General features: G+C 45.8%; 27 protein-coding genes. 15 read left to right on the top strand and 12 right to left on the bottom strand.

Annotated features, from left to right (window positions below; genetic code table 11):
- Window positions 1-14: 14 nt before the first annotated feature.
- Entirely contained in the window at window positions 15-998 is a 984-nt protein-coding gene (locus C2745_RS07575) for a tripartite tricarboxylate transporter substrate binding protein (protein ID WP_215383902.1), read from the bottom strand.
- Window positions 999-1,117: 119 nt separating this feature from the next.
- Here C2745_RS07575 and C2745_RS07570 point away from each other — a divergent pair, with 119 nt between their 5' ends.
- From C2745_RS07570 to C2745_RS07525, 10 genes are all read left to right on the top strand, one after another.
- On the top strand, window positions 1,118-2,320 hold the full coding sequence (locus C2745_RS07570) for a nitrate/nitrite transporter (RefSeq protein ID WP_251368314.1): 1,203 nt from the start codon (window positions 1,118-1,120) through the stop codon (window positions 2,318-2,320).
- Window positions 2,321-2,328: 8 nt separating this feature from the next.
- Window positions 2,329-4,761, top strand: a complete 2,433-nt coding sequence (locus tag C2745_RS07565) for a heavy metal translocating P-type ATPase (protein ID WP_215383898.1) — start codon at window positions 2,329-2,331, stop codon at window positions 4,759-4,761.
- Between the two features lie 9 nt (window positions 4,762-4,770).
- The gene (gene ccoS, locus C2745_RS07560; RefSeq protein ID WP_215347225.1) at window positions 4,771-4,950 is read left to right on the top strand and encodes a cbb3-type cytochrome oxidase assembly protein CcoS; all 180 of its coding nucleotides are present in this window, start codon (window positions 4,771-4,773) and stop codon (window positions 4,948-4,950) included.
- Window positions 4,951-5,115: 165 nt separating this feature from the next.
- On the top strand, window positions 5,116-6,555 hold the full coding sequence (gene ccoN / locus C2745_RS07555) for a cytochrome-c oxidase, cbb3-type subunit I (RefSeq protein ID WP_215383896.1): 1,440 nt from the start codon (window positions 5,116-5,118) through the stop codon (window positions 6,553-6,555).
- A 12-nt stretch (window positions 6,556-6,567) separates the two neighbouring features.
- On the top strand, window positions 6,568-7,218 hold the full coding sequence (gene ccoO, locus C2745_RS07550) for a cytochrome-c oxidase, cbb3-type subunit II (protein ID WP_215347220.1): 651 nt from the start codon (window positions 6,568-6,570) through the stop codon (window positions 7,216-7,218).
- A 26-nt stretch (window positions 7,219-7,244) separates the two neighbouring features.
- Complete coding sequence (locus C2745_RS07545; protein WP_371742981.1) at window positions 7,245-7,412, top strand: cbb3-type cytochrome oxidase subunit 3; 168 nt, start codon at window positions 7,245-7,247, stop codon at window positions 7,410-7,412.
- Complete coding sequence (ccoP, locus tag C2745_RS07540) at window positions 7,409-8,335, top strand: cytochrome-c oxidase, cbb3-type subunit III (RefSeq protein WP_215383895.1); 927 nt, start codon at window positions 7,409-7,411, stop codon at window positions 8,333-8,335. Before C2745_RS07545 ends, ccoP begins: the two co-directional genes overlap by 4 nt.
- Window positions 8,336-8,343: 8 nt before the next feature.
- Window positions 8,344-9,801 carry a cytochrome c oxidase accessory protein CcoG gene (gene ccoG, locus C2745_RS07535; protein ID WP_215383894.1) on the top strand — a complete coding sequence of 486 codons (1,458 nt, stop codon included), beginning with the start codon at window positions 8,344-8,346 and terminating at the stop codon, window positions 9,799-9,801.
- A 25-nt stretch (window positions 9,802-9,826) separates the two neighbouring features.
- Entirely contained in the window at window positions 9,827-10,033 is a 207-nt protein-coding gene (locus C2745_RS07530) for a FixH family protein (protein WP_215383892.1), read from the top strand.
- Window positions 10,030-10,290 (top strand): hypothetical protein, encoded by a 261-nt coding sequence (locus tag C2745_RS07525; RefSeq protein WP_215383890.1) that lies wholly within the window; start codon window positions 10,030-10,032, stop codon window positions 10,288-10,290. Before C2745_RS07530 ends, C2745_RS07525 begins: the two co-directional genes overlap by 4 nt.
- Here the strand turns inward: C2745_RS07525 and fnr are convergent.
- Complete coding sequence (gene fnr / locus C2745_RS07520) at window positions 10,287-11,057, bottom strand: fumarate/nitrate reduction transcriptional regulator Fnr (protein ID WP_215383889.1); 771 nt, start codon at window positions 11,055-11,057, stop codon at window positions 10,287-10,289. The genes C2745_RS07525 and fnr overlap by 4 nt on opposite strands.
- Before the next feature lie 76 nt (window positions 11,058-11,133).
- Between fnr and C2745_RS07515 the strand changes: the two genes are divergently transcribed.
- On the top strand, window positions 11,134-11,853 hold the full coding sequence (locus tag C2745_RS07515; protein WP_215383887.1) for a sulfite exporter TauE/SafE family protein: 720 nt from the start codon (window positions 11,134-11,136) through the stop codon (window positions 11,851-11,853).
- A gap of 7 nt (window positions 11,854-11,860) precedes the next feature.
- On the opposite strand, the gene C2745_RS07510 is transcribed toward C2745_RS07515, so the two are convergent.
- Both C2745_RS07510 and C2745_RS07505 read right to left on the bottom strand, forming a co-directional pair.
- Window positions 11,861-13,486 (bottom strand): SulP family inorganic anion transporter, encoded by a 1,626-nt coding sequence (locus tag C2745_RS07510; RefSeq protein WP_215383885.1) that lies wholly within the window; start codon window positions 13,484-13,486, stop codon window positions 11,861-11,863.
- A gap of 28 nt (window positions 13,487-13,514) precedes the next feature.
- Entirely contained in the window at window positions 13,515-13,856 is a 342-nt protein-coding gene (locus C2745_RS07505; protein ID WP_251368430.1) for a DUF2177 family protein, read from the bottom strand.
- Between the two features lie 148 nt (window positions 13,857-14,004).
- Here C2745_RS07505 and C2745_RS07500 point away from each other — a divergent pair, with 148 nt between their 5' ends.
- The gene (locus tag C2745_RS07500) at window positions 14,005-14,445 is read left to right on the top strand and encodes a universal stress protein (protein WP_215383881.1); all 441 of its coding nucleotides are present in this window, start codon (window positions 14,005-14,007) and stop codon (window positions 14,443-14,445) included.
- 75 nt (window positions 14,446-14,520) lie between these two features.
- Here the strand turns inward: C2745_RS07500 and C2745_RS07495 are convergent, their stop codons facing one another.
- The gene (locus C2745_RS07495; protein ID WP_251368313.1) at window positions 14,521-15,963 is read right to left on the bottom strand and encodes a M23 family metallopeptidase; all 1,443 of its coding nucleotides are present in this window, start codon (window positions 15,961-15,963) and stop codon (window positions 14,521-14,523) included.
- Window positions 15,964-16,178: 215 nt separating this feature from the next.
- Here C2745_RS07495 and C2745_RS07490 point away from each other — a divergent pair, with 215 nt between their 5' ends.
- A complete protein-coding gene (locus tag C2745_RS07490; protein ID WP_215383879.1) occupies window positions 16,179-17,312 on the top strand; it encodes a mandelate racemase/muconate lactonizing enzyme family protein in 1,134 nt (377 codons plus the stop codon).
- Window positions 17,313-17,402: 90 nt separating this feature from the next.
- Here C2745_RS07490 and C2745_RS07485 read toward each other — a convergent pair whose 3' ends face one another.
- The 4 genes from C2745_RS07485 to C2745_RS07470 all read right to left on the bottom strand — a co-directional run bounded on the left by C2745_RS07485 (window position 17,403) and on the right by C2745_RS07470 (window position 22,345).
- The gene (locus C2745_RS07485; protein WP_215383877.1) at window positions 17,403-19,415 is read right to left on the bottom strand and encodes a TRAP transporter fused permease subunit; all 2,013 of its coding nucleotides are present in this window, start codon (window positions 19,413-19,415) and stop codon (window positions 17,403-17,405) included.
- Window positions 19,416-19,491: 76 nt separating this feature from the next.
- Complete coding sequence (locus C2745_RS07480; protein ID WP_215383876.1) at window positions 19,492-20,442, bottom strand: TAXI family TRAP transporter solute-binding subunit; 951 nt, start codon at window positions 20,440-20,442, stop codon at window positions 19,492-19,494.
- A gap of 34 nt (window positions 20,443-20,476) precedes the next feature.
- A complete protein-coding gene (locus C2745_RS07475; RefSeq protein ID WP_215383874.1) occupies window positions 20,477-21,403 on the bottom strand; it encodes a dihydrodipicolinate synthase family protein in 927 nt (308 codons plus the stop codon).
- A gap of 12 nt (window positions 21,404-21,415) precedes the next feature.
- Window positions 21,416-22,345 carry a 2-hydroxyacid dehydrogenase gene (locus C2745_RS07470; RefSeq protein ID WP_215383872.1) on the bottom strand — a complete coding sequence of 310 codons (930 nt, stop codon included), beginning with the start codon at window positions 22,343-22,345 and terminating at the stop codon, window positions 21,416-21,418.
- An 85-nt stretch (window positions 22,346-22,430) separates the two neighbouring features.
- On the opposite strand from C2745_RS07470, the gene C2745_RS07465 reads away from it, so the two are divergent.
- Window positions 22,431-23,372 carry a 3-hydroxyacyl-CoA dehydrogenase family protein gene (locus tag C2745_RS07465; protein WP_215383870.1) on the top strand — a complete coding sequence of 314 codons (942 nt, stop codon included), beginning with the start codon at window positions 22,431-22,433 and terminating at the stop codon, window positions 23,370-23,372.
- A 2-nt stretch (window positions 23,373-23,374) separates the two neighbouring features.
- On the opposite strand, the gene C2745_RS07460 is transcribed toward C2745_RS07465, so the two are convergent.
- The gene (locus C2745_RS07460; protein ID WP_215383868.1) at window positions 23,375-24,580 is read right to left on the bottom strand and encodes an MFS transporter; all 1,206 of its coding nucleotides are present in this window, start codon (window positions 24,578-24,580) and stop codon (window positions 23,375-23,377) included.
- A 44-nt stretch (window positions 24,581-24,624) separates the two neighbouring features.
- Between C2745_RS07460 and C2745_RS07455 the strand changes: the two genes are divergently transcribed.
- Window positions 24,625-25,305, top strand: coding sequence for a cytochrome b/b6 domain-containing protein (locus C2745_RS07455; RefSeq protein ID WP_215383866.1), 681 nt, complete (start codon window positions 24,625-24,627; stop codon window positions 25,303-25,305).
- 6 nt (window positions 25,306-25,311) lie between these two features.
- Here the strand turns inward: C2745_RS07455 and C2745_RS07450 are convergent, their stop codons facing one another.
- Together C2745_RS07450 and C2745_RS07445 are read right to left on the bottom strand one after the other, a co-directional pair.
- Window positions 25,312-25,764, bottom strand: a complete 453-nt coding sequence (locus C2745_RS07450; RefSeq protein WP_215383864.1) for a cytochrome c — start codon at window positions 25,762-25,764, stop codon at window positions 25,312-25,314.
- 70 nt (window positions 25,765-25,834) lie between these two features.
- Complete coding sequence (locus tag C2745_RS07445; RefSeq protein WP_215383862.1) at window positions 25,835-26,497, bottom strand: site-2 protease family protein; 663 nt, start codon at window positions 26,495-26,497, stop codon at window positions 25,835-25,837.
- Window positions 26,498-26,523: the final 26 nt, after the last annotated feature.

Here is a 26,523-nt window from a genome sequence, read left to right as displayed (position 1 = left end):
TTCGCGCTGGAAATTTATTCTGGCTGCATCCCAGCATCTTGAATGGCTTTTGCCCACTTGGTAGTTTCTAGCTTAATTTTTTGACCGAGTGCTTCGGGTGTGCCAGGCTGGGTTTCAAAGCCCATCGCAGAAAAGCGCTCAACCAAGTCTTTTGATTTAGCAGCATCGTTGATGGCTTTATTGAGTTTGGTTACGGCATCTTTTGGCATACCGGCTGGGCCAAATGCTGCAAAGAACGCAATGAGTTCGTAACCCTTAATACCTAAGGCTTCGTTGACGGTAGGCAGCTCAGGAATGGCTGGTGAGCGCTTGAGGGAAGTTACTGCGAGACCTCGAATTTTTCCTGCTTGCACTTGTGGCAAGGTCACAGCAAAGTCGGCAGTAAACATATTTACTTGGCCACCGATTAAGTCAGTCATCGCATTAGGGCCGCTCTTATAAGAAACCCCAGTCATTTTGATGCCGGCAACGTTGGCAAGCATTTCTGAAGAAACACGCTGCGAAGTACTTGCATAAGCAAACGTCATTTTTCCAGGATCTGCTTTTGCAAGCGAAACAAAACCATTGAGTGATTTAGCTGGAACATCATTGTTAATTGCAACGATGAGGGGCACAGACCCAAAGTAACCGATTGGCGTAAAAGCAGTATCTTGGTTGTAAGGAAGATTTTTGACTAAGCTTTTCAGGGCCGCATTGGTACTGTTTGTGCCGAAAAGCAATGTGTAACCATCTGCAGGTGATTTTGCAACTAAATCTGCGCCAATCATTCCATTGGCACCGGGTCGATTCTCAATCACTACAGGTTGACCCAAGGACTCAGCCATTTTTGCAGCAAAGGCTCGACCAATCTGGTCGGTTGCGCTGCCTGGTGCAAACGGCACAATCGCTTTAATGGGTTTTGAAGGGTAGGAGTCAGCAATGGCAAGGGTGCAGCTGAGGCCAATAAATAGACCTCCAATAGCCTTAATGAGGCGTCCTGCGAATAGTTTGTTTTTCATGTTGTCTCCGTCTAGTTTTTTATAAGTGTAGCGGGTCTTTGGGCATTAGGGCGAGTAGAATGAGTTCACGTTTTTACTGACACTTTATGCGCTTTCGATCGGCTGGTTACACTCCTCTTATGCTCATGGCACAAACCTGTGCTTTATTGGGCTTTGCTTGCTACGCAGTAGTGCTCACTACCTTGCAGGAAGAATGGCATTTAAGCAATTTACAGTCTGGACTCATTGCCAGCGCCTTTTTCTTTGGTTATATGTTGGCAGTTCCTTTGGCCACCGCGCTCACAGATAGGGTTGATGCACGCAAAGTTTATTTAATTGGAGGCTTATCGGCTACTTTCGGTCTTTTGGCTATGGGCTTACTCGCCAATAACTTTTGGACCGCCATGTTTTTTATGGCAATTAATGGTGCAGGTTTGGCTGGTACTTATATGCCAGGCCTCAAAATTTTGTCTGATCGTATTCAGTCGGGCGAGCTAACGCGTCATATTGCTTTCTACACTGCCTTCTTCGGAATTGGTACAGGATTCTCTTATTTGTGTTCGGGCTGGATTCTGAGTGCACTCGGTTGGCAATATGTCTTTGGCCTAATTGCCTTAGGACCATTTATCGCATTTTTAATTGTGCTGCTATTTATTCCAGCGCTGCAGCATGAGAAATGGAATGGGCCAATCAATATTCGCTTGCACGACATTTTTCCAGTGGATAAATGGAAATTGGTTTTGCAAGATAAAAATGCAGCAGGATTTATTTTTGGTTATACCGCACACACTTTGGAGCTCTTTGCCTCTAGAAGCTGGATTGTGGCTTTTTTTGCTTTCTGCGCCATTGCTTCTGGAGAGTCTTTTATATTGGCGGCAACAACCTTGGCAGGCGTTATTAATTTCTTTGGAGTGCCTGCGTCAATATTGGGTAATGAGATTGCCTTAAGAGTTGGTCGTCAAAAGTGGGTATGCATTGTGATGCTGACTAGCGCTGTATTGGGAATTGCATTTGCTTGCTCAACAGGTCAATCCTGGTGGTTGATTGTGGCTTTGGCTATTGGCCATGCTATTTTCATCATGGCGGATTCATCAACCCTTACTGCAGGCTTAGTGATAAGCGCACAAGAAAATATTAAAGGTGCTGCTATGGGTCTGCATTCACTAATGGGTTTTGGCGGCGGCTTATTAGGCCCAGCCATTTTTGGTTTCGTCTTAGATATTTCTGGTTCACGCACCTCTCAAGCCGCTTGGATATGGGCATACGTTGCTGTTGTCATGTGGGGCGTTCTTTTTGTGATTTATGAGCGCCGTAGAGGTTGGGGTAGTGCAGCGCGTGCGTGAGTGATCTGATGAACAAAAAGAATTCTCTAGTTTGCTATCACTGTTCAAGCCAGATTCTTCCTAGCGATTTAATCGAGGCAGAATTGGGTGGCGAGCCCAGATCATTTTGCTGTCCTGGATGTATGGCGATTGCGCAGACCATTCATGGCGAAGGCTTAGAGGTTTTCTATGCGCGGCGCGTTCAATCCAGCGATAAGCCTGCTGCTTACCTTGCTCTCAATGAGATTCCAGAAAAACTAAAGCCTTATGATGATCCATCATTGCGGGGGCGATTTACCCGATCAGCTGGAGAAGAGGGTGATCTCGAAACTACCCTGCGCTTGGAAAAAATTCGTTGCGCTGCTTGTGTTTGGTTGTGTGAGCAACACTTACGCCGCATCGCAGGAGTAAAGGATGTGCAAATTAATTATGTGACTCAAAAAGTCATTGTGCGTTTTTCTCCAGATAAAACCAGTTTGGCCCGATTGCTATTTGAAATTGAGCGCATTGGATACGAGGCTTGGCCATTCGAGCCATCTCAATCTTTGGATAGAGCTAAAAAAGAGAGGCGCCAGCTTCTCTCGCGCCTTGGCGTAGCTATGCTTGGAATGATGCAGGTCATGATGTATGCATGGCCAACTTATGTTGACGCTGATATTACCCCCGAGTTTCAAGTGCTCTTAGGTTGGACTAGCTGGATATTAACGGTGCCGGTTATGGTGTATTCAGCTGGGCCAATATTTCAGGCGGCTTGGCGCAGTATCCAGTCAGTTAAGCAAACGCATATGCTCGGTATGGATGTTCCTATTGCGCTGGCACTCGCATTGGCTTTTATTGCCGGCACAATTAATTTAATTAATGGATCAAGCCAAAGTTATTTTGACTCGATTACGATGTTTGTGGCATTTATTTTGGCTGCAAGATATGTCGAGTTATTGGCAAGACAGGATGCCCAAGGCGGTGCAGAGGCGTTAGCAAAACAATTGCCTGCTACCTGTGAACGCGCATTCAATCACCCTGCATCACAAGATATTGAAGTTGTGCCGGTAGTCAATTGCAACCCTGGCGAAGTGTTGCGAGTATCCCCTGGCGAAGTGGTTCCTGCCGATGGTGTCTTAATTGAAAATGCAAGTGCCTTAGACGAGTCATTACTAACCGGTGAATCAAAACCGGTCGAGAAAAAAATTGGCGATCGCCTATATGCAGGAACGCACAATATTCTTAACCCATTGTTTATGCGTATTGAAGCTGTGGGGCAATCCACTCGTATTGCAGGAATCGCAGCACTGTTGGATCAGGCACTACTTGCAAAGCCGGTAATGGTCAGTCTTGCTGAAAAGTGGGCCGCCTATTTCGTTGCGTTCTTATTATTCAGTGCATTTGCTTCATCAGCGATTTGGCTTTACTTTGATCCTAGTCGCGCATGGACAGTTTTAGTTTCAGTTCTTGTTGCTAGTTGTCCTTGTGCCTTGTCGCTCGCAGTACCTACTGCCATGGCAGCAGCTCAAGGCGCTGTGACTAAATTAGGTTTGCTGATCGTGCGTGGTCACGTGATGGAGGGCCTGGTAAAAGCAACTGATTTGGTGCTAGATAAAACCGGCACCTTAACAATGGGCCAGCCAGAGCTACAGGAAGTTATCAATTTGCGCTCCGGTTATCGCCGCGAGGATGCCTTAGCATTGGCAGCAGCATTAGAGATTGGGCAGAGACATCCACTAGCGCTTTCATTATTACGTGCTGCAGAAAGCGAGGCTCTCACGCTACCTTTGTTAAGCGAACCCGTTATTAATCTTTTGGGTAGAGGTCTAAGTTCCGGACCCTATCGACTAGGAAGCGCGCTATGGTTGGGTGTAGATCAAGGCGCTCAACAGGGTCAATATGGTCAGGTGCATTTAGCTGATGAACAAGGGGTAATCGCTAGCTTTGTTTTCTTGGATACACCAAGGGTGGGGCTAGAGCAATTCTTAAGAGTAGTGAAGTCTAGAAACATTACTGTGCATTTGGTTTCAGGAGACGATCGTGAGACGGTTGCATGGTGGGCTCATCATGTTGGTATCGAGCACTACCAAGGCGGCTGCACTCCTGAAGATAAGTACGACTACATTGAGCGACTACAAGAAGAAGGACGCTTTATTTGGGCTATTGGTGATGGCGTTAACGACGCCCCTTTGCTGGCACGAGCAGATATCTCGATTGCTGTTGGAGCGGGTGCGCCATTGGCTGCAGCTGGAGCCGATGCCATTCTCACTGCTGCCTCATTAGAGCCTTTGGCAAAAACATTGATATTGGCAGATAAAACCCAGGCAATTATTAAAGAGAATTTATTGTGGGCTCTGATCTATAACCTACTTGCCATTCCGGCGGCGATGATGGGCTGGGTCAATCCCTGGGTCGCAGGAATCGGCATGTCACTTTCCTCGCTTGCGGTGACCTTAAACGCCTGGCGTTTGCGAAAAGCTTAGACTATAGGGATGGAAAGCCTCTTTCTTCTCATCCCCATCTCTTTGGTGTTAATCGGGCTTTTAGTCTGGATTCTGAACTGGTCGATCAAGAGTGGTCAATTTGATGACTTGGATGGTCCAGGTGAGGCCATTTTGATGGATGATGATGCGCCTAGGCCTAAAGAAGTTAGTAAACACTCTCAAAAATAGCCATATATTTAAAAGGATCTAGAAAATAACCTATTTTCCTTCTCAGCAAGTCCAATTTGCCCCACCCTTTTTGATATAGATCAAACTGCCTTAATGGCCTTACTTTGATAATCGACCCAGTCTATTTGGATTATGTCGCTGTTTGGTCACAAAAAAGGAGAAACCATGGGACTTACCGTGGGGAGTAATCAAGATACCTTCAATTACAAGGTTGTCAGCCAATTTGCCATTGTTACTGTGCTCTGGGGAATTGTTGGCATGCTCGTGGGAGTTATTCTCGCAGCACAGCTCATCTGGCCTGAAATCACTTTTAATATTCCTTGGTTAAGCTATGGTCGTTTACGTCCACTACATACCAACGCGGTGATTTTTGCTTTCGGTGGTTCGGCGTTATTTGCAACGTCTTATTACATCGTGCAGCGCACAAGTCAGGCGCGTTTATTCTGTGACAAGTTAGCGGCGTTTACTTTTTGGGGTTGGCAGGCAGTGATTGTTTTGGCTGCTGTGACATTGCCATTAGGTTACTCAACATCAAAAGAGTACGCTGAACTTGAGTGGCCAATCGATGTTTTGATCACCTTGGTTTGGGTGGCTTATGCAGTCGTGTTCTTCGGTACCATCATGAAGCGCAAGACAAAACATATCTATGTTTCTAACTGGTTCTTTGGTGCTTACATTCTGACAATCGCTATTTTGCATATTTTCAATAACTTGGAAATGCCTGCGACATTGTGGAAGTCATATTCAGCATATGCTGGTGTACAAGATGCGATGGTGCAGTGGTGGTATGGCCACAACGCGGTTGGCTTCTTCTTAACTACTAGCTTCTTGGGCATGATGTATTACTTCATTCCTAAGCAATCAGAGCGTCCAATTTATTCCTATCGTTTGTCCATTGTCCACTTCTGGGCTTTGAACTTTACTTACATGTGGGCAGGTCCTCACCATTTACAACATACTTCTTTGCCTGACTGGACCCAGTCTCTCGGAACTGTATTCTCTTTGATCTTGTTGGCGCCATCTTGGGGCGGCATGATTAACGGCATCATGACTTTGTCAGGTGCTTGGTACAAACTCCGTCGTGACCCTATTCTTAAATTCTTAGTTGTAGCTCTGTCCTTCTATGGCATGTCTACCTTTGAAGGTTCCATGATGTCGATTAAGACTGTGAATAGCTTGTCTCATTACACAGACTGGACTATTGGTCACGTGCATTCCGGTGCTTTAGGCTGGGTTGCCATGATTACGATCGGCTCTCTCTACTATTTGATTCCACGTTTAGTTGGTCAAAAAGAGATGTATAGCACCAAGTGGATCGAGCTGCATTTCTGGATCGCTACTATCGGCGTGGTTTTATACATTGCTGCGATGTGGATTGCTGGGGTAATGCAAGGTTTGATGTGGAGAGCATTTGAGCCAGATGGTACTTTGACCTACAGTTTCGTTGAGTCCGTTAAAGCAACCTTCCCCTTCTATGTCATTCGTTTGATGGGCGGCTTATGCTACCTGAGCGGCATGTTCTTGATGGCGTATAACGTCTTCAAAACTGTGCAAGGTAAAACTTTTGTAAATGCGCCTATTCCAACGGCTGTTGCTGAACACTAAAAGGAGAAGAAAATGTCTAGCGAAAATAAATTCTTTTCCCATGGAACACTTGAGAAAAACGTAGGCTGGTTAATTATTGCCACAATCATTGTTGTATCGATTGCAGGCTTAGTGCAAATCGTGCCGCTCTTTTTCCAACACACAACAACAGAACCTAGTCCTGGTGTAGTGCCTTACACCGCATTACGTTTAGTTGGGCGTGATATTTATCAGCGTGAAGGTTGTGTTGGTTGCCATTCGCAACAGATTCGTACTTTGCGCTCTGAAGTTGAGCGTTACGGTCCTTATTCTTTGGCTGGTGAGTCTGTATACGATCATCCATTTTTATGGGGAAGCAAGCGTACTGGCCCAGATTTGGCTCGCGTAGGCGGTCGTTACTCGGATGCTTGGCATCAAATTCACCTGAATAATCCACGTGATGTTGTGCCTGAGTCCAATATGCCTGCATACCCATGGCTTGCAAAGAATAAAGCTGATGCTGACTCTATTCAGGCCCATATGGTTGCTATGCGTCGCTTAGGCATACCATATACCGATGAAGATATTGCTAACGCACCGAAAGAATTGGAAGGCAAGACTGAGTTAGATGCATTGGTTGCATACCTTCAGGGCTTGGGTATTACGCGTCGGTATATCACCGTTGACGAGGTTGTAGCGAAGTAATTCTTAATTAAAACTACATAAATCAAATGGAACAGATCACACCTTATCTCTCGGCATTTTCAACAGTAATAGGCATTATTTTTTTTGTTGGAATTGTTTGGTGGGCTTGGTCTCCTGGTAGAAAAGAAGCAAACCAGGAATCAGCAGAGCTTCCATTTGATCTTCCGGATGAATTCAGTAAGGATAAATCATGAGTGACTTTTTTAACGGTGGTTGGAGTGACTACATCGCCCTAGTTTCGTTGGTGGGCATTGTTTGGTGCATATGGCTATTAGCTTCACAACGAAAAGCTAAGGTAGTCCATACAGCCGATGGTGCTGTAGCTGACACTGGCCATGTCTGGGATGGTGACTTACGTGAACTGAATAATCCGCTCCCTCGCTGGTGGGCTTGGATGTATTTAATATTTTGCGTATTTGCATTGGTTTATTTAGTTCTGTTCCCTGGTCTTGGATCTTTCCCTGGTGTATTGGGCTATACCACTGATGGCTCACTCATGAAATCCATGACAACTGCGAATGAAGAGTTAAAGCCTGTTTATGCTAAATACGTCACTATGGATATTGAACAAGTTGCAGCCGATCCAAAGGCGCGTGAAATGGGCCAACGTTTGTTCTTGAATTCTTGTGCACAGTGTCATGGTTCAGATGCCGGTGGTGCTAAAGGTTTCCCGAACTTGACCGATGGTGACTGGCTCTATGGCGGCTCACCAGAAAATATCAAAACAACTCTTATTAATGGCCGTGCAGGTGTAATGCCTCCATTCCCGCAATTGGATAGCAAGCAAATTGTGGATGTTGCTAACTATGTTCGCAGCCTTTCTGGCTTGCCTGCAGATGACCTCAAAGCGGCTCGCGGTTCAGAGGTTTACAAATCGAATTGCGCAGCATGTCATGGTCCAGAAGGCAAAGGCAATATTGCTTTAGGCGCTCCAAACCTTACTGATAAGACCTGGTTGTATGGTGGCTCAGAGGCAACCATTATTGAGACTGTAACTAAAGGTCGCATGGCAATGATGCCTTCTCAAGATAAAGTCTTGAGCCCTGAGAAAATTCATTTATTAGCTGCTTATGTCTGGGGTTTGTCTAATAGCAAGCAACCAGCAACAGCTAAGTAAGGTATTTGGTGTCAGATATTCCGCCGGGTGGGAAACCTATTCCGATAGAAGTAATTGAGGAGTCTCTTTACGAGGTCCGGCGAAAGATTTACCCGCGCTCTGTTACGGGCTTATTTGCCCGTTGGCGCTTAATTCTGGTTTTTGCAACTCAGCTGCTGTTTTATGGTTTGCCATGGGTTAGTTGGAACGGTCGTCAGGCTGTTCTCTTTGATTTAATTCAGCGTAAGTTTTACATCTTTGGTGTAGTGCTCTGGCCGCAGGATGTGATCTATCTCACACTCCTATTAATTCTTTCGGCTTTAGCTCTCTTCCTCTTTACTGCAATTGCTGGTCGACTATTTTGTGGATATGCTTGTCCGCAAACGGTATATACCGAAATCTTTATGTGGATCGAGCGCAAGGTGGAAGGGGATCGCTTTGCTCGCATTCGTTTGGATGGCGAGGAGTGGCCTTGGGGCTTTAGAAAGTGGCGCCTTAAGATCACCAAGCACTTCCTTTGGTTGTTGATCGCATTCTGGACTGGCTTTACTTTCATTGGTTATTTCACACCAATTAGCACTCTGGGATCCGCATTAATACACTTGTCGTTGGGTCCTTGGCAGACTTTCTGGTTATGTTTTTATGCCTTTGCTACTTGGGGTAACGCAGGCTTTATGCGCGAGCAAGTTTGTAAATACATGTGCCCCTATGCACGTTTCCAAAGCGTGATGGTGGATAAAGATACCTTTTTGGTGACATATGACAAAGTGCGTGGCGAGCCTAGAGGTAGCCGCAGTAAATCTGCTGATCATGAGTCTCTAGGTTTGGGTGACTGCGTTGACTGCAGTATTTGCGTGCAAGTTTGTCCTACCGGTATTGATATTCGTGATGGCTTGCAATATATGTGCATTGGTTGTGGCGCCTGTATTGATGCATGCGATCAGGTAATGGAAAAAGTAGATTATCCAAAAGGATTGATTCGATATACGACTGAACGAGCTATTGAGGACCGAGAATCGAATCAAAGCGCCATTCGTCATATCTTGCGTCCACGCGTTTTGATCTACACAGCCTTCATTACTGTACTTACAGCCGCCTTCTTAGTGTCTCTTGCAACCCGTAATCCATTGAGAGTGGATGTGATGCGGGACCGTGGTGCATTGGCACGTGAGGTTGAGGGTGTGCGAATTGAAAATATTTACCGTATTCAGATCATGAATGCATCTGAAAATAATATGAACGTACAAGTGAAGGCCCTTGGTTTGGATGGTCTAAAAGTGCTGAATTCTCAAGGCCAGGTTGTTACTGAGATTGAGGTTGCACCTGCAAGCAATTTATTGATGCCAATTAAGGTGAGTGCTGAGACTGGTGTGAACCAGCCGGGTAATTACCCAATTCATTTTGATGTAATTGCCCATGAGATGTCGGGCGATGAGTTGATCACTAGAAAGCGCGATGAAAAATCTAGCTTTATTATTCCCCGTTAAGCTAAGAGCAATGGAGAGGATGCATATGACAGAACATCAAACTACTAAACCTTGGTTTAAGCAATTGTGGCCATGGTTGTTAATCAGTGGTCCTGCAGTTGCGATGATTGGTTGCATCATCACCATTTATTTGGCAATTAATTATCAGGCGGATAAACCTTTGCGCGATGGTGTAGTTAAACGCGGACTAAAGGTTGAGCAGCAGATTAAAGATACGCAGGTACAAAAATGAAGTACCGCCTATTGATCTGGATTTTGTGGCCTTCCTTTTTGGTGGCTGGCATGGCAGAAGGCTTGTTATTCACCATAGTGCACCCACAGGATTTGTTATTTTTTGGCCATCATCCAGATATTTCAGATGAAGGCATTTACACCATTGGATTTTTTGCTATTTGGATCTTTTGCGCTGCATCTAGTGCGCTTACAGCTTATATCTTGCCAGGTATTGATGCACCAGATAGCAAGGAAGTTGATCGCGGCTTAATTTAAGCCTGTTTGATTGGGATTTCTGGGGTTGAGCAGCCCTGGCGATCAGGGTTTGGAATGCCTGCCAGTTCATATAGGCCGTTCATATCAATCAGCTTGATATGGCGTTGTTTAATTTGGATTAGGCCGGACTCAGCAAAGCGCGAGAGCATGCGGCTCACGGTTTCAATCTGAATACCTAAGTAGCTACCGATCTCTACGCGACTCATGCGTAAATCAAATTCATTATTCAGATAACCTCTTGCTGCTAAGCGTTGTGAGAGGCTAAGTAAGAATGCTGCCAATCTTTCTTCAGCACGCATGGTGCCAAGTGAAAGTAGGTGACGTTGATCTTGGGTGAGCTCCCGACTCATGATCTTGTGGAACTGGTTTTGCAACACAGGGATCTGACGCGCTAAGTCTTCAAAAGCATCGTATCGAATAATGCAGACTTCGCTTTCTTCTAAAGCAATTGCATCAGATTGGTAGTGACCATCGCCAATGCCGTCAAGACCCAAAATCTCTCCAGGCAGATGAAAGCCGATGACTTGTTGGCGACCATCTTGGAGGCAAAATTCGGTTTTGAGAGTGCCAAAGCGGACGCTGTATACGGAGCTGAGTGGATCGCCATGGCGATATAAGCTTTCCCCTTTTTGCAGGTGGACACGTTCTTTAACCAGACTGTCAATTTTTGAGACTTCGCTACTGTTTAGACCAACCGGCAGGCAAAACTGACCCAGTACACATACTGAGCATTTGCTAGTTGGGGTGTCGGTAGGTTTGTAATTCATATTGGAACTAATTATGCAGTCAGTTTATTCTATATGGGTAGTGAATCCCGTTTTTTAACCTTTATTTCGATAGCGGATGCTAACTTCTAGCCTACTGATTGCCGTATTTTTGGGCGCTCTTGTGAGCGGCTGGCACTGCGCCCTGATGTGCGGGGGTATAGCGGCAGCCATCGAGAGGCCCATCGCTTTGGAGGCTCCATTAAGGGCTAAATCTGAGCTTTTTTACCTGCAGTTAATCATGCATTTGGGGCGCGTAACCACTTATGTTCTTTTGGGTGCTCTTGCCGCTGCTGTGGGTGTGGTGGTTTGGCAGCAAAATCTGATTCCCATTCAGCGACCCTTGTTTGCTTTAACCTCCCTTATTTTGATACTGATGGGTATTCGTCTTTTAAAAGCGGGTTCATCAGAAGGCTTGCTGGGAGGTAAGTGGATCAGCTCCAAAATTGCCACTTACTGGGCTAAATACTTGGGGCGTATGGCGAGTGGTCCATCGCGTTGGTTTAGTGGCATGCTGTGGGGTTTAGTGCCGTGCGGATTGGTCTACAGCGTTTTGCCGCTGGCGTTTTTATCGGGCGATGTGCTCACTGGTGCTGGGCTGATGCTGGCATTTGGATTGGGGACCTTGCCCAACCTATTATTGATCTCTAAATTTTCTGCGGCGCTCACTCAGTTTGGGCAATATCGCTGGGTGCGCTATTTAGCTGCTTCGCTTTTGCTCATTGCGGGAGGCTTTGGTTTATACCGCGCTTGGGCTTTGCCAGAAGCTTTATTAAAAGGCGGCTTCTGTATTTCTTAAGTCGCCTTTAAGTTGTCGCCGCTTCAATTCCAGAAATCAAGTCAGGGTAGAAAGAGTCTGCCGGAAGCGTAGCAATGAAGTTGCTGCGTTCAGCCATCTCCAGTGGTTGATGTGCCAGGCCACAAATGAGCAAGCGGATATTACGAATCTTGCAAAGGTGTGCAAGCTCCATGATCGTATCCATGCCCGAAGTATCAATGTAGATTACATTTTTTAAATCAAGTAAGAGAGTGTTGGATGGTAAGTTCGTCTCAATCTTTTCTAGCAGTTTGACGGCACCAAAAAAGATTGCCCCATGAATGCGGTAAGCATCAATGCGGCCTTGCTGGTTGCGTAGTCCAGCGAAGTCGCTCGCTAAAGCAATCTCACAGCGCGATAGGCTAGAAATTCGGTAAATGAAAGTGATAAAAGCCAGCAGTAAACCCACCTGAACTGCGATGGTGAGATCCAGTACAACAGTAAGAATGAAGACGCTAAGAATGGTGATTCTGTATGGCAGGCGGAACTGCTTGAGATCGATAAACTTTTTCCAGTCGCCCATATTCCAGGCAACATACATCAGAATTGCAGCTAAGCTAGCCAAGGGAATATCTTTTGCTAATGGCGCAGCAAACAAAATAATCATGAGCAGGGTTAGTGCATGAACTATTCCCGAGACAGGAGTGGTGGCGCCACTTTCAATATTCGTTACCGTTCTGGCAATAGTTCCTGTTGCGGGCATGCCGCCAAAAAAAGGCGTTGTTAAGTTTGCAATACCTTGCGCCATTAACTCTTGATTGGATTCATGACGCTCATGTGTAAGTCCATCGGCGATACGGGCGCATAGCAATGATTCAATAGCGCCAAGTAATGCCAAGGTTAATGCCGGCATGAGCATGTATTGAGCGCTCTCCCAGCTAATCGGTATCCACTCAAATGAAGGAAGGCTTGAGGGGATCCCTCCAAAGCGGCTGCCGATAGTTTCTACTGGCAAGTTCAATAGGCTGGCAAAAATCGTTGCAGTAACCATAGCCACTACAGTGCCAGGCAGATGACTTAACCAACCCAGACGCTTTTGAAATAACTTCCAAACAATAATGAAGATCAGGCTGCCGACAGCCAAGCCTAAGGCTATTGGATTAAATGTATCTGCTGCTTGATATAGGGCCTGAGCGGCTGGAAAAAACTGGGCTGGCATTTTTTCAATAGTCAGACCAAAGAAGTCTTTAATTTGAGATAGGCCAATCAAAAAAGCGATGCCATTAGTAAATCCAATAATGACGGCAATCGGAATAAAGCGAACCAGTGTTCCGAGTCGAAATACGCCCATCAGAAATAACAATATTCCGGACATTGCAGTAGCAAGCAATAAATTGGGAACTCCGTAGCGCTCCACAATGCCGTACACAATCACAATGAAAGCACCAGCTGGGCCACCAATTTGTACGCGACTACCGCCAAGCAAGGAGATGAGGCCTCCAGCAATAATGGCTGTAAAGATACCTGACTCAGGTTTTAAACCACTGGCAATGGCAAAGGCCATAGCCAAAGGAAGTGCCACTACACCTACAGTTAATCCTGCCAGTACATCCTTGGTAAGTAGGGTGCGGTTATAGCCAGCAAAGGAATCAAGGATTTTAGGGTGGAAAAGCATAGTGAGAATGTTAAAGACTCAAATTATCTTAAGAAAGCCGACTGCCAATCCAGTAGGCAATGCCGGCGCATAAGGCAGTTACAAAACTTCCCCAGGCGATATCTACAAAAGCGAGCTGAGTTGGGAAGTTTCTGATAACTGCCAGATTGGTGAGGTCATAGGTCATGTAGCAAAAAAAGCCAAAGAGTGCGCCATATTGCAGTGCGTATAACAAAGATTGTTTTGAGAGTGCGGGCACGATCACAAAAATGCAAACGCCCAAGGCATAAATTAAATAGAAGGCTAGCCCGGCAAGGAGTTTAGGCTCGCTTGCCATCAAATCGCCCATTTGATCTCGATATAGGTTTTTGGCAAGCCCTAAAAGCCACACTAAATCAATTGCAAGCAGTGCAATAAGAAAGGAAAGGTATACGGCTAAATACTTGAGCAATTAAGTTACCCTTTTCTGCTTTGATAGGCTAATAATAAGCATTATGATGGAAAGAGTAGATCAGTAGTTCAATTTAAAGGGAGTAGATATGTTTAAGCATTTATTAGTGCCCGTAGACGGCTCAGACGTTAGTAAAAAATCCTTAAAAAAGGTTGCTGAACTTGCTAAGGCTGATGGCGCTGCTGTGACCTTAGTGTATGTTTCCGATCCACTTCCCCCAATGGTGTACTCCGACAGCACAATGGGTTATGGCATTTCGCAAAAAGACCATAAAAAAGTATGCGAGGCTTATGCGAAAGACGTCTTTAAAAAAGCAGCTGTTGCACTTGGCGCAGCTGTAAAAGCCAAAACATTGCATATTGCGAATTCTAATTTGTCAGAAGGTATTTTGGATGGCGCTAAGAAAGCAAAAGCAGATGTCATCGTGATGGCTTCTCACAAGCGCACTGGCATTAAAGGGATTTTGTTGGGTAGCGAGACACATGAGGTTATCGTGCACTCAAAATTACCGGTATTGGTTCTGGGTTAATTTTCTAACCAGGCAAACAAAAGGGTCCAATTGGACCCTTTTTTATTTCCGCGTCTACAAACACTTTATACGTTCTTAATTATTTCTAATCGGACTACCGAGTAACAAAATTTCTCGAGTAAGTTGGCCACTTTCGTTATCTCGCATAGACCATAAATCGAGTTGAGTTTTAGAACCATAAGGGTCAACGTAGATCCCATTTTTTCGCAACTCAAAGTGCAAATGTGGGCCGGTGGATCTACCGGTGGAGCCTACATAGCCAATTTCCAGCCCACGACGAACCTCATTGCCCAATCCTAACTCCACGTTGTAGTTGCTCAGGTGGGCATAGTAGGTGTGATAGTTTCCGGGGTGCTCCAAGACAATGAGATTTCCAAATGCACCGCTATACCCAATGTGCGCTACTCTGCCATTGGCAACACTAAAGATTGGGGTGCCAATTGGTGCTGAGTAATCTATGCCCATGTGGGCGCGATAACGTTGCTTTGTTGGTGCTGCCTGGGCTACAGGCGCAGACGCTTTGCTGCGTTTGGCGGACGCTCGCACCATGCCCACGCCACGAGAGATGCGTCGATAGCTTAGTGGGTTAGTCCAGAAGGAGCGCTCAAGCGATTCTCCGCTGCCAGTAAAGAATCCGCCAGGTATGTCGCTACGCTCTAACCAGAATGCGCTGGCGTAAACCTCTTTATTACTTGGATCGAGAATTTCAGCGGCCCAAATTTGCGCCCATCGTTCGCGATCGCCAAAATCTACTATCAAGCGAACCACGCTATTGGTATTTTCTAGAGAGGTATTTTCCTCTGGGTAGATTTGCTTGATGAGAGAGTTCAACTCCCAAACAAGCTCTACAGGCAATATGTCACCCACTTTTCGCGGGTCGTATAAAACATCTTTTAATGGAATACGTATCTCAGTCAGATTCTTGGATTCACTTTTTAAATAATCTTGCTGAATTAAGAATCCGCCGACTGCTGATGGTGTAAAGGTCCACACTTCAGTTTTAGCATCTTGTATTGGGCCATTCATAATGCTGAGGGAGTCAAATCGATTGCGACTACCAAATGCTGCCGCATAAGGGATGCAATCTCCACGCATGCGATCAAAAAACGCTTTCGTCTGACTTTTAAAGAAATCAGAAAACTGAGGATTATCAATACCAATACTAGAGGGTAAATTATCCTCATTGAAATTGCGCCGTAAGCAACCTTGAATAACTCGGTAATCTAAATTGCTGGCGCTATCGAGAGCAAGTTCATTCGGATTTTTCCGTTGAAAAAGCTCTGGGTTAAGACTCATGCTATTGGTGCGCTTGGATCCGCCAGCGGAGCTGTCCTTAAATCCAATCGATTTTGGGTTTTGAACTACAACCTTATTGCGGGCTGGGGTGGTTTTTTGTGTCTGCTTATTTTGGGCTAGGGCGAAGCTACTGAGTCCTGGTGTTAAAGCAAGGAAGGCCCAGCCCGTCAATATGAGCACCCCTTTGGAGAGGAAGGAGTGGCGGGTTACATTTTTATTCACCCTGCAATTATCTAATAATGTGAGTGCGTCCCCAGATAATTATGCTGTCCTGCAGCAAATTGAGGTTATTTCAAGTTTGAGTGGGGTCTTGCTAACCCTGCCGTGATGGATCTTTGATCAGTCTTATTTAGCAAACTTATTGGGTCAAGTGGTTTAGCTCAATAAATCCACAAAGCTATTTCTCGATACAATATTTTTTTACCTAAGGAATTCAGATGCCCATTATTGAATCTATACAAGTTGCCTCGGTGGCGGTGCCTTTGGATAAGGTCACTTCATTCTCTACACGTACCGTGTCGGAACGGCATTACTGCTTGGTCAAGGTGCGCGGTAAGGATGGCAACGAGGGCATTGGATTTTGTTATGTAGGCAGCGCTGGTGGCGATATCGCCAAAATCGCGGTTGAACAGTTACTGGCCCCAAAACTGATTGGACAAAATAGTCATCGAAGTGAAGGCTTATGGATGGAAATGTATAACGAGTCCATCTTGCAAGGGCGCGCTGGTGCTGTGATGCGTGGCATTTCGATTTTAGATACCGCTCTATGGGATTTAAATGCGCGTTCGGTAGGTTTGCCATTGCATCAGTATTTGGGTTCGGTTGTGGACGATCGCGTTCCGGCTTATGCGAGTGGCGGCTATTACTTAGAGGGCAAAACCCCAGCCAAGTTAGGCAAGGAGATGGAGTCCTATGTAAAGCAGGGCTTTAAAGCGGTCAAGATGAAAGTAGGTCGCTTATCTCCTGCTGAGGAAGAGGCGCGCGTTAAGGCGGCTCGTAAGGCGGTGGGTGATGATGTATTGCTCACGCTAGATGCCAATAACGCTTGGCGTGATTTACCGACTGCACTGGAATACGTACGTCGCTTCGAAGCCTACAACCCTTATTGGATTGAAGAGCCTTTCTCACCGGATGCGATTGATTTGCACGCTGCTTTAGCGCGTCAAACCAAAATCAATGTTGCTACTGGCGAGATGGAGGCAGGGCGTTGGCGTTTTAGAGAATTGATTGATGCGGGTGGTGCAGCAATACTGCAGTCCGATGCTGCTGTCTGTGGCGGGATTACTGAGTGGCGCCGAATTTCTGCGTATGCGGACTTAAAAGGTGTGACGGTTTGCCCTCATTGGATGCATGATTTGCATGCACCTTTAGTTGCAGCAACACCAAATGCTCGCTTTGTCGAGTTCTTCTTAGATGACCAGGTTCTTAACTTCCGAAGATTGATAAATAAGCAGCTCACATTTAAAAATGGCGATCTGATTTTGCATAAGACTCCAGGCTTAGGCTTTGAGTTTGATGAAGTGGCCGTCAAGAAATACGCAGGCAAAGCTGCTTGGACAAAAATTGCTTGATTATCTTTAAGTGGTCCATCAGGATTCAAGTTTTATAAATAAAGCCCGCTATTGCGGGCTTTATTTATATCTACAGCAAAACTCAGTAATTTACGAAGGTTTGCGATTGAGTTTGAAGTAAGTCATTGATTGGGTTATGAGTACCAAGCCGAAGCCAATAAAGCCAACTAAGTCAGCCTCAGTCGATGGATAGGCTAAGGCGACACCAGAGATCACCATAATGATGCGTTCAAACACTTTGGTTTTCTCAATAAACCAGCCTTGTAAGCCGCCCGCTAAGCAAATGATGCCCACAACTGCGGTGAAAGAAACCCAGGCAATTTGCGCCCAGTCTGCTTGCTCTAATGCGGTGGTTGATCCCATCAACAAAAGGCTGACACCAGACTTATCTAGAACAAACATGAATGGCACCAAGATCGCTGGCGCAACATACTTCCATGTTTGCAGTGTCGTCTTGTAGGGATTGCCTTTGCAAATCGCAGCAGCTGCAAAAGGAGATAGTGCGGTTGGAGGTGAAACCTCGGAAAGTACTGCGTAGTAGAAGATGAACATGTGAGCGGCAAAAGCTGGCACGCCTAAGTTAATTAATGCTGGCGCTGCAATCACAGCGCAGATAATGTAGGACGCTGTAACTGGAACCGCTAGGCCAACCACCCACACCACTAGGGCGGTAAAGATGGTGGTCAGCAAAAGTGAGCCACCTGCGTACTGAATCACAATCGAACTAAATTTAAGACCTAAACCGGTCAAGGTTACTGTGCCCACAATTAAGCCTGCTCCAGCACAAGTAGCAGCGATTGCCAGTACACCAGTAGAGCCGGATGCAAGGGCTTTAGTGAGGTTGGAGTTATAGAGGCCAGACAGAATTGGCTCTTTGCCCTTAAACCATGTCCATGGAATGATGGCGGTGTCTTCTCTGAGCATGCTAGATAGCGCGGATACTACGGTTGCCCAGAACACTGACATCACTGGTGAGAAGCCCATTAGCATGAAGACAACAATGGAGATGAGCGAGAAGAAATGGAACCAGTATTTTTTGGTGAGCTGCCATGCTGATTCAGCAGATTCGAAATGAATATTCTTCATTCCGTATTTGCGCACGTCAATTTCAACCATCACAAATAAGCCAAGGTAGAACAGGATTGTTGGAATGGTTGCCATCAGCAAGACATCTAAATAAGAAATCTTGAGAAAGTCTGCAATCAGGAATGCTGCAGCGCCAAGCACTGGCGGAGAAATAATCGCGCCCAAACCACCAGCAGCCAAAAGACCTCCGGCTGCATTTTTTTCGTAACCAACCTTATCTAACATCGGCGCAGCAACAGAGCCTACGGTTACTGTCGTAGCAACACCCGAGCCTGATGGACCGCCCAGTAGGAAGGAAGACATCACAATAGTTCTGCCAACGCCGGAGGACTTGCCACCCATCGCAGCAAAAGAGAAGTCGATGAAAAATTTACCTGCGCCAGTAAATTGCAAAAACGCACCAAAAATAGTGAAGAGAATAATCAAGGTCGCAGAAACGTCAACCGCGGTGCCATAAATTCCTTCGAGCGTCATGTACATGTAGCCCACCAGGCGATCGAGACCATAACCTTTATGTGTCCATGGAGCAGGTAGGTAGTTGCCAAATAGTGCATAGAGTAAAAACAATACGGTGACAGTAACCAGCACCATTCCATTGGTTCTTCTGACGCTTTCAAGAATCAACAGGATTAGCCCGATGCCAACGAGCACGTCGGTTGGATTGGGTGCGGTATTTCTGTCGGCAAAGTCATCGCCACCACTTAGGATGTAATAACTAATGGCTACTGAACCAATAGCAAATAAAACATCCCAAATCATCAGGCGGTTTTTAAAGCGTGCGGCAATCGGAAAGCTGAGGAAAACCAAAAAAAGCACTAAAGCAACGTGAATGACACGCAGTTGCTGGGTTGGAACAATTGAGTAGGCTGCATATAAATGAAACAAAGACATGCCAACAGCAACCAGAGTAATGAACTTCGCTAGAAGACCTTTGTAATCATTAGAGTCACCCTCCTCTTGTTTGATGAAGGCGTCTAGTTTTTCTTGGGTTTCATTGTCAATAACGTTCTGATTCATGTCTCAACCTATTTATTTATATATATGAACTTCTTTAAAGCAGTAGGGGTGAGATCAACTCACCCCTGGTACTAAATTAATTTACTTTGACGTTCTTTTCTTTGAAGTATTTCAAAGCGCCCGGATGAAAATCCACCGGGGTTGATTTAACTTTTTGATTTTCCAGGCTGACATTCATGTATTCCTGGTGGGTTCTAACCAAATCTAACTTGTTATCAAAAATTGCTTTTGTAATTTTGTAAGCTTGGTCATCCGGCATGTTGGCATTAACTACTAAGATATTTGCTACAGCAGCGACCTTATTGTCTTTAGTCATACCGCTATAGGTTGCCTTTGGAATTACTGTTGGGAAATAGAGATTGCCATACTTCTTATTCATTGCTGGCACTTCTTCAGTTGTATCTACCATGACAATTTTCATGCCTGGGCTATTAGCCAAATCTGTTACGGCCGCTGTTGGTAGACCACCAACCCAGAAAAAGGCATCAATCTTGCGATCTTTTACGGCATTAACGGACTCAGCAACGCTCAAACGCTCACGTTTAACGTCTTTATCTTTGTCTAAGCCAGCCGCTTCTAAAAGTCTAAAAGCCATCACTTCAGTAGCGCTACCTGGGGCTCCAGTACTGATGCGCTTACCCCGAAGGTCTTTCATGGACTTAATGCCGGTAGATTCCACTGTCACTACGTGCATCAAATTTGGATAGAGAACTACGAGAGTGCGTAGGTCAACTTTTTTGCCAGCGAACTTACCATCACCGATTTGAGCATCTTTTGCAGCATCAGCCATGGAGAAGCCAACGTAAGGCTTGCCTGTGCCAATAAGATTTAAGTTATCAACGGATCCACCAGTAACTTCGGCGGTAGCCGACATGCCTGGTACCTTGCTAGAAAGTACAGAGGCTAATCCGCCACCCATTGGGTAATAAACGCCCCCTGTACCGCCAGTTGCAATTGAAATATTTTGGGCGCTAACGCTTGCGCATAAAAAGCTAAGCGATAAGGCAATGACTTTTAGTAATTTCATTGTTGTCTCCTATTTATTTTTTAGTGTTGTTGAATTAAAGGCCAGGCATGCTGAAATTAATTGCTTTCAACTCGCTCAGTAACTGAGCTTGTTGATCTGCGCTTAACTGCATCAATGGTGGACGCACTTTAAGCCACTCAGGATCTTTGCTGTAATGTGCAACCGCTGTTTTCATACCGGCAATCATTTGATACTTCGCAAAAACTCCGCGAACTTGATCTAAGCCCGCTTGTCGTTCGTCAGCATCAGACTCTCTCCAGTGCGCGGCTAACTCGGCAATCGCTTTCGGGTTCACGTTTGCTGTGGCAGAAATACAGCCTACACCACCGGCGCGCAAGGCACGCATGAGGAATACTTCACTACCGGCATAAACGCGGAAGCCAGCAGGAGCTAGCAACTTAATGACCGATTCTGTATACGCCCAATCACCGGAGCTGTCTTTCATGCCCACAACGGTCTTTGGATATTCTTTTGCCAAGCGCTCAAGCAATGAGAGGCTGAGATTAATTTTGGTGACAGGAGGAATGTTATAGATATAAATTTGTAATGCCGCGCTACCAACTTTTTGGATAACTTCAGAAAAGTATGCAAAGAGGCCATCATCAGTAACGTCTTTGTAATAAAACGGTGGCAGCATGAGAACGCCAGCGCATTTGTGATTCACTGCGTGACGCGTCATATTTACAGTTGCATCAATAGATGTGGCACCTGTTCCGGGCATCATGTGTTCTGGTTTTAAGCCGCCCTCGATCAATGTGGTGAGCGTAGCCATCTTTTGTGGAGCGGACATAGAGTTGGCTTCAGAATTGGTGCCAAAGATTGCTTGCCCAACACCATTAGCTTCTAACCATTTGCACTGCTTTAATAATTTTGCGGCATCTGGACTTCCGTCTGCTTTAAATGGTGTCAATACTGGCGAAAGCACTGCTGGCAGTGTGGAAGGGTGCAAGGAAATGGTCATGCTGTCTCCGTTTTAGTTTTTAACTTCCGATGGAAGCGGTTTTTGATTAAAGAAGGCCTCTAAATTATCTACTGCTAAATTCGTCATTGCTATCCGTGTTTCCGAGGTAGCGCTGCCGATATGTGGTGTTAACAGTACATTACTAAGACTTAAAAAGGCTGGATTCGGATTGGGTTCGTTCTCAAAGACGTCTAAGGCTGCTCCAGCGATCTTTTTATGTTGCAGTGCATATAAAAGGGCGGCTTCATCCACAACATTGCCTCTAGCAATATTAATTAAATAACCAGACGCTCCAAGAGCCTCCAAAACTTCGGCACTGATCATCTTGTCTGTTTCGGGTGTTGCTGGGCAAGCTAAAAATAGGATGTCACTGGCAGCGGCCAAGTCTTTGGCGCTTGAGTAGTACGTATAAGGTACTGGCTTTGCATTAGGGCCTGAGTACGCAATATTTACTTTAAAGGGTTCTAGGCGTGCCGCAAGATCTTGTCCAATTCGACCCATGCCAACAATGCCCACTCGCTTGCCAGCTAGAGTGGTTGTGAGTTTGAAAGGTGCCTTTGACCAAGCGGTGCTTTTAACGTATTCCTGGGCTTCAGGAAGCTGACGCAACAGGGCGAGCATCATGCCAATAGCTAATTCGCAGACTGCGTCGTTTAAGACCCCCGGGGTATTGCTTGCTTTAATGCCCTGTTCCTTGAGGTAGCTCAGAGGGAGGTTGTCATAGCCAACGCCACAAGTTGCCACCATGCGGATGGTGGGAATTTGTTTAATCAAAGCCTCTGGCAGCTTGGTATTCGAGCGAATCAAAATCGCTTGAAAATTTCCAGCTGGCGCAGGGGCTTGAGGATCGAGGTGACGAGTTGGGGTAAAGCGCCGATCAATTTCTGCCTGCATAATTTCAGGGAAATGGCCGACCTGTAGCACCGAATTGACGGGGATCATGTCTCACTATGTTTTTTATTGAAATAATGAGCCTATTGTAAGAGGATTTTTAATTTAAAGTGCCTTGCCTTTAGGAGAATATGTAATGTTGTTTACCCCAGCTGAAACCAAGGTGGTGATCGTAGGTGGCGGCACTATGGGCGCCGATGTTGCCGCTGTATGCGCGCGCGGAGGATGCGCGGTGCAAGTGGTGGAGCCTACAACAGAGCGTAGAGCCCTCTTGCCAGATTATTTTGCCAACACTATGGCCGACCTTGGCTATGAAAGTCGCGTTCATTTATTAACAGTGGCAGGGTCTCTTGAAGAGGTTGATTGGGCGGATATTGATCTAGTTATAGAATGCATCCCAGAGCGCTTGGATATCAAGCAGGAGTTATTTGCCAAGCTAGAAAAATATGCAAAACCTGAAGCGGTCTTGGCTAGTAATAGCACGAGTTTTCCGATTAGCGCAATTGCAAAAGATCTCAAAACAGCAGCGCGCATGATTGGCTTACATTTCTTTATGCCAGCACATTTAGTGCCTTGTGTCGAAGTAGTTTATGGTGAAAGAACTTCTCCAATGGTAGGTGAAAGCTTGTCGCGCTTGATGACTGCTTGTGGCATGGTTCCAGTGACCGTTAAAAAAGATTTGCCTGGGTTCTTAGCTAATCGCCTACAGCATGCCTTATCTCGTGAAGCTTTCTCTATGGTGGATGCGGGCATTTGCACACCAGAGGATATTGATAAGGCAGTTCGTTTTGGTTTTGGTTTCCGCTATATCGCCGCTGGACCAGCTATGCAGCGCGACCACGCAGGTCTTGAGGTACATGGTGCTGGGGGCGCAACTATTTACCCCACATTGAATAATTCTCCAACGATTGCCAAGTGCTTAAGTGATCGCATAGAGAGTGGAAAATTTGGTATGAAAACAGGTGAAGGCTTTTTCCCGTGGACTGCAGAAACCATTAAAGCCGAGCGTGAGCGTTATCAAGAAGCCCTGCGTGCTGGATTAAAGATCATTCAAAAAGAATTGCCTGAGATTAAATAAGTTCAGGAAATGTCTTTTAGGTGTAACTTGCCTAAGTGTGGTGCAAGTCGGTAAGTGATAAGCACAATAGCGATCGTTGCGACACCGCCAAACACAATGGAGGGCACTAAGCCCATCATGCTGGCTGCGATGCCGGACTCAAGCGCACCTAATTCATTCGAAGAGCCAATAAAGATGCCATTAATCGCACTGATTCTGCCGCGCATATGATCGGGTGTTGTCAGCTGCATGATGCTGCCGCGAATAACAACTGATACTGCGTCAAAACATCCTGAGGCGAATAAGAAAAATGCACAGAGCCAAAGGTTGCTTGATAGTCCAAAAGCAATAATTGTGGCGCCAAACCCAGCAACCGAAATCAAGAGATGTTTGCCAGAATCAGTCAGGATTGGGCGCTTAGCCAAATAAATACCCATGATGACAGCCCCTGCGGCCGGAGCGGCACGCAAGATACCCAAGGTTTCTGGGCCAGCGTTTAGCACTTCTTTAACAAATGCAGGAAGAATAGATACCGCACCACCAAAAAGAACGGCAAACATATCTAGCGCCATGATCCCCAAAATCAGTTCATGTTTTCTGACGTAATGAAAGCCCTCTAGAAAACTCTTTAAAAAGTTTCCCGATAGATTGCCAGTTTTTTCTTGCACAGCAGCAATGAAGGTGATGCCGTATAAACCGAATGCTCCGCAAGTTGCTGCTAGTAGGTAGGTCCATTCGAGGCCAGCAAATCCGATCATCAGGCCGCCCAGACCTGGACCCGCTACTACGCAAATCTGAAAGGCAGAAGACGCATAGGCGGTGTAGCGTGGTAACTGATCTCTTGGAATGATTTGTCCAAAGAGCGCCTGGTAAGAGGGCCTTAATAGCGCGCGACCCACTCCGATAAATGCAACTGCGGTATAAATTAAAGGCACAGGGGGCGATAGCCAACCCAGTGCAATGACTGTTAAAAATAGCGCCACTGCAATATGAATTACGCAAGCGATGGCTGCAATGAGTTTGCGAGAGTAATGATCAACCGCATGCCCTGAATACAGTGCTAATGCAAAGTAGGGAACTAGCTCTGCCAATCCGATGAGACCCAGAGATACAACGCTATTGGTGATCTCGTAAAGGTGCCAGCCAACCGCCACCATCGTAATTTGATAGCTGAGAGTTGCGCCGACGCGATACAGCAGTAGGGTTCTAAAGGCTTTGCTGGGATTCATGAATTCTTCTTAGTTTAAGGGAGAAGCTGCTTTATCCTTAAGGTATGAAGAAAATTATTCGCGTCTGGGATTTGCCAATCCGTGTATTCCACTGGTTGCTGGTGCTTTGTATTATCGGCAGCATTATTAGCGTCAATCTGGGAGGTAATGCGATTGAATGGCATGCCTATTTTGGCTACAGTATTTTGACCTTATTGGCATTTCGTATTATCTGGGGTTTTATTGGGTCTAAGCATGCACGTTTTGCTTCCTTCCTTCCCAATAAAAAAGCAATTCTGGATTATTTGCAAGGTAGCGCGCCTCGTGTGCTTGGGCACAATCCAGTGGGTGCGTTGTCTGTATTTGCTTTGCTATTCGCTTTAATTGTGCAGGTCACCACTGGCTTATTTGTTGATGATGAAATTGCTTTTCAGGGGCCCTTGGCAAAATACGTGTCAAGCTCATTAGCGTCATTTCTATCTGAGATTCACGAAGGAAATCAGGTGGTGATTTATACCTTAATCACTATTCATATTGCCGCTATTTGGTATTACAACAAATTCAAAGGTGAAAACCTGATTAAGCCCATGATCAGTGGCGACAAAGAAATTGACCCAAGCGAAGAGGCAAATTATTCGCCAGCTGACTTGGGTCAAGCCTCCAAGGATGGAGTGCTACAGCGCGGTTTTGCTTTGTTGCTTTTGAGTGTGATCGCGGTAGTGGTGGGTTATTTCATTACGAAGTAAAAATTCTTACTTCTTCTTGAAATCATCGTGGCAGCCTTTGCAGGTTGCGCCTGCTGCACCAAATGATTTCTTAATGCCATCTAAATCACCAGACTGCGCAGCCTTATTCAGATCCGCTACAGCTAGTTGCATCTTGTCAGCTGCTGCCTTGAACTTGGCGTTATCAGACCAAACATCAGCTTGCGCTTTTCCACCTTCAGTTCCAGGGCCAAAAGCTTGCCATGGTAAAGAAGAGATAGTTGCCACTACCGCTGCATTCTTAGCAACTTCATCTTTGTTGTACGGTGCTTCGCCTTTTACAACGGCGCCAATTTTCCCAAAGGAGTTGGCCATCACAGTAAAGGCGCTTTGGCGATACTTAATAGCATCTTCTGAGTTTTTAAATTGAGCAAATACTGAGCCAGTGCCAATTGCTAAAACTGCGGCGGTGCTCGCTAAGATGAGTTTCTGTAATTTCATGGATATTCTCCTTCGGTCAATGAGGATTGCTTGGGATCAGCATATCCCAGAACAACATTTTTTGCTGTATTTAAAACATCATTCTTAAGGGGGTAGTCAGCATGAGGATGAGCCACTCAAAGAAGCTCATCAAGGGTTGCATCCATAAAGCCCCAATTACCCCCGTAAAGACTAAAGCGAGCACGATAAAGAACCCCCAAGGCTCCAATCGACCAAGGGCGATCGACTGACGGGCTGGTAGCAAGCTTGCCAGAATACAGCCGCCATCCAGGGGTGGCAGTGGAAATAGGTTGAAGACCAGCAGACCTAGATTCCAGGTAATGCCGGCCTGCGACATGGAGATCAAAAATTTCTCATTTACCCCAAATCCCACTAAGACGATTAACAGAATGAGCCAAATAAGCGCTTGGATGAAATTCGAGCCAGGGCCAGCCAATGCCACCCAAATGGAATCGATTCTGGGGTTACGAAGTCTGCCAAAGTTCACGGGTACCGGTTTGGCATAGCCCACCAAAAAGGGTGATCCCGTGAGGATTAGAGCTAGGGGGATGAGGATGGTACCGACGGGGTCTATATGTTTTGCAGGGTTTAAGCTGACTCGGCCCAGCATGTAAGCGGTGTTATCCCCAAATTTGCGTGCAGCAAAGCCATGGGCCGCTTCGTGGATCGTGATGGCAAAAATCAGGGGAATCGCATTAATTGCGACGGCTTGGATAGAATAGTCAGTAATCATGGCAATATGATATCCATAGGAGCTCA

The sequence above is a fragment of the Polynucleobacter sp. AP-Kolm-20A-A1 genome (genome assembly GCF_018688315.1).
Taxonomy (GTDB): Bacteria; Pseudomonadota; Gammaproteobacteria; order Burkholderiales; family Burkholderiaceae; genus Polynucleobacter.
The sequence above is the reverse complement of the archived record's forward strand: the minus strand, read 5'-3'. Positions and strand labels throughout refer to the sequence as shown.

What these genes read in the sequence shown, in the direction of transcription:
- C2745_RS07475 (WP_215383874.1), bottom strand. Translation starts at nt 21,403, where the DNA reads ATGACCATTTCCTTGCACCCTTCCACACTGCCAGCAGTGCTTTCGCCA.
- C2745_RS07445 (WP_215383862.1), bottom strand. Translation starts at nt 26,497, where the DNA reads ATGATTACTGACTATTCTATCCAAGCCGTCGCAATTAATGCGATTCCC.
- C2745_RS07515 (WP_215383887.1), top strand. Translation starts at nt 11,134, where the DNA reads ATGCTAACTTCTAGCCTACTGATTGCCGTATTTTTGGGCGCTCTTGTG.
- C2745_RS07570 (WP_251368314.1), top strand. Translation starts at nt 1,118, where the DNA reads ATGCTCATGGCACAAACCTGTGCTTTATTGGGCTTTGCTTGCTACGCA.
- C2745_RS07485 (WP_215383877.1), bottom strand. Translation starts at nt 19,415, where the DNA reads ATGAATCAGAACGTTATTGACAATGAAACCCAAGAAAAACTAGACGCC.
- C2745_RS07530 (WP_215383892.1), top strand. Translation starts at nt 9,827, where the DNA reads ATGACAGAACATCAAACTACTAAACCTTGGTTTAAGCAATTGTGGCCA.
- fnr (WP_215383889.1), bottom strand. Translation starts at nt 11,057, where the DNA reads ATGAATTACAAACCTACCGACACCCCAACTAGCAAATGCTCAGTATGT.
- ccoN (WP_215383896.1), top strand. Translation starts at nt 5,116, where the DNA reads ATGGGACTTACCGTGGGGAGTAATCAAGATACCTTCAATTACAAGGTT.
- C2745_RS07565 (WP_215383898.1), top strand. Translation starts at nt 2,329, where the DNA reads ATGAACAAAAAGAATTCTCTAGTTTGCTATCACTGTTCAAGCCAGATT.
- ccoP (WP_215383895.1), top strand. Translation starts at nt 7,409, where the DNA reads ATGAGTGACTTTTTTAACGGTGGTTGGAGTGACTACATCGCCCTAGTT.
- C2745_RS07510 (WP_215383885.1), bottom strand. Translation starts at nt 13,486, where the DNA reads ATGCTTTTCCACCCTAAAATCCTTGATTCCTTTGCTGGCTATAACCGC.
- C2745_RS07575 (WP_215383902.1), bottom strand. Translation starts at nt 998, where the DNA reads ATGAAAAACAAACTATTCGCAGGACGCCTCATTAAGGCTATTGGAGGT.
- C2745_RS07500 (WP_215383881.1), top strand. Translation starts at nt 14,005, where the DNA reads ATGTTTAAGCATTTATTAGTGCCCGTAGACGGCTCAGACGTTAGTAAA.
- C2745_RS07480 (WP_215383876.1), bottom strand. Translation starts at nt 20,442, where the DNA reads ATGAAATTACTAAAAGTCATTGCCTTATCGCTTAGCTTTTTATGCGCA.
- C2745_RS07465 (WP_215383870.1), top strand. Translation starts at nt 22,431, where the DNA reads ATGTTGTTTACCCCAGCTGAAACCAAGGTGGTGATCGTAGGTGGCGGC.
- C2745_RS07490 (WP_215383879.1), top strand. Translation starts at nt 16,179, where the DNA reads ATGCCCATTATTGAATCTATACAAGTTGCCTCGGTGGCGGTGCCTTTG.
- C2745_RS07545 (WP_371742981.1), top strand. Translation starts at nt 7,245, where the DNA reads ATGGAACAGATCACACCTTATCTCTCGGCATTTTCAACAGTAATAGGC.
- C2745_RS07460 (WP_215383868.1), bottom strand. Translation starts at nt 24,580, where the DNA reads ATGAATCCCAGCAAAGCCTTTAGAACCCTACTGCTGTATCGCGTCGGC.
- ccoS (WP_215347225.1), top strand. Translation starts at nt 4,771, where the DNA reads ATGGAAAGCCTCTTTCTTCTCATCCCCATCTCTTTGGTGTTAATCGGG.
- C2745_RS07525 (WP_215383890.1), top strand. Translation starts at nt 10,030, where the DNA reads ATGAAGTACCGCCTATTGATCTGGATTTTGTGGCCTTCCTTTTTGGTG.
- C2745_RS07455 (WP_215383866.1), top strand. Translation starts at nt 24,625, where the DNA reads ATGAAGAAAATTATTCGCGTCTGGGATTTGCCAATCCGTGTATTCCAC.
- C2745_RS07450 (WP_215383864.1), bottom strand. Translation starts at nt 25,764, where the DNA reads ATGAAATTACAGAAACTCATCTTAGCGAGCACCGCCGCAGTTTTAGCA.
- ccoO (WP_215347220.1), top strand. Translation starts at nt 6,568, where the DNA reads ATGTCTAGCGAAAATAAATTCTTTTCCCATGGAACACTTGAGAAAAAC.
- C2745_RS07470 (WP_215383872.1), bottom strand. Translation starts at nt 22,345, where the DNA reads ATGATCCCCGTCAATTCGGTGCTACAGGTCGGCCATTTCCCTGAAATT.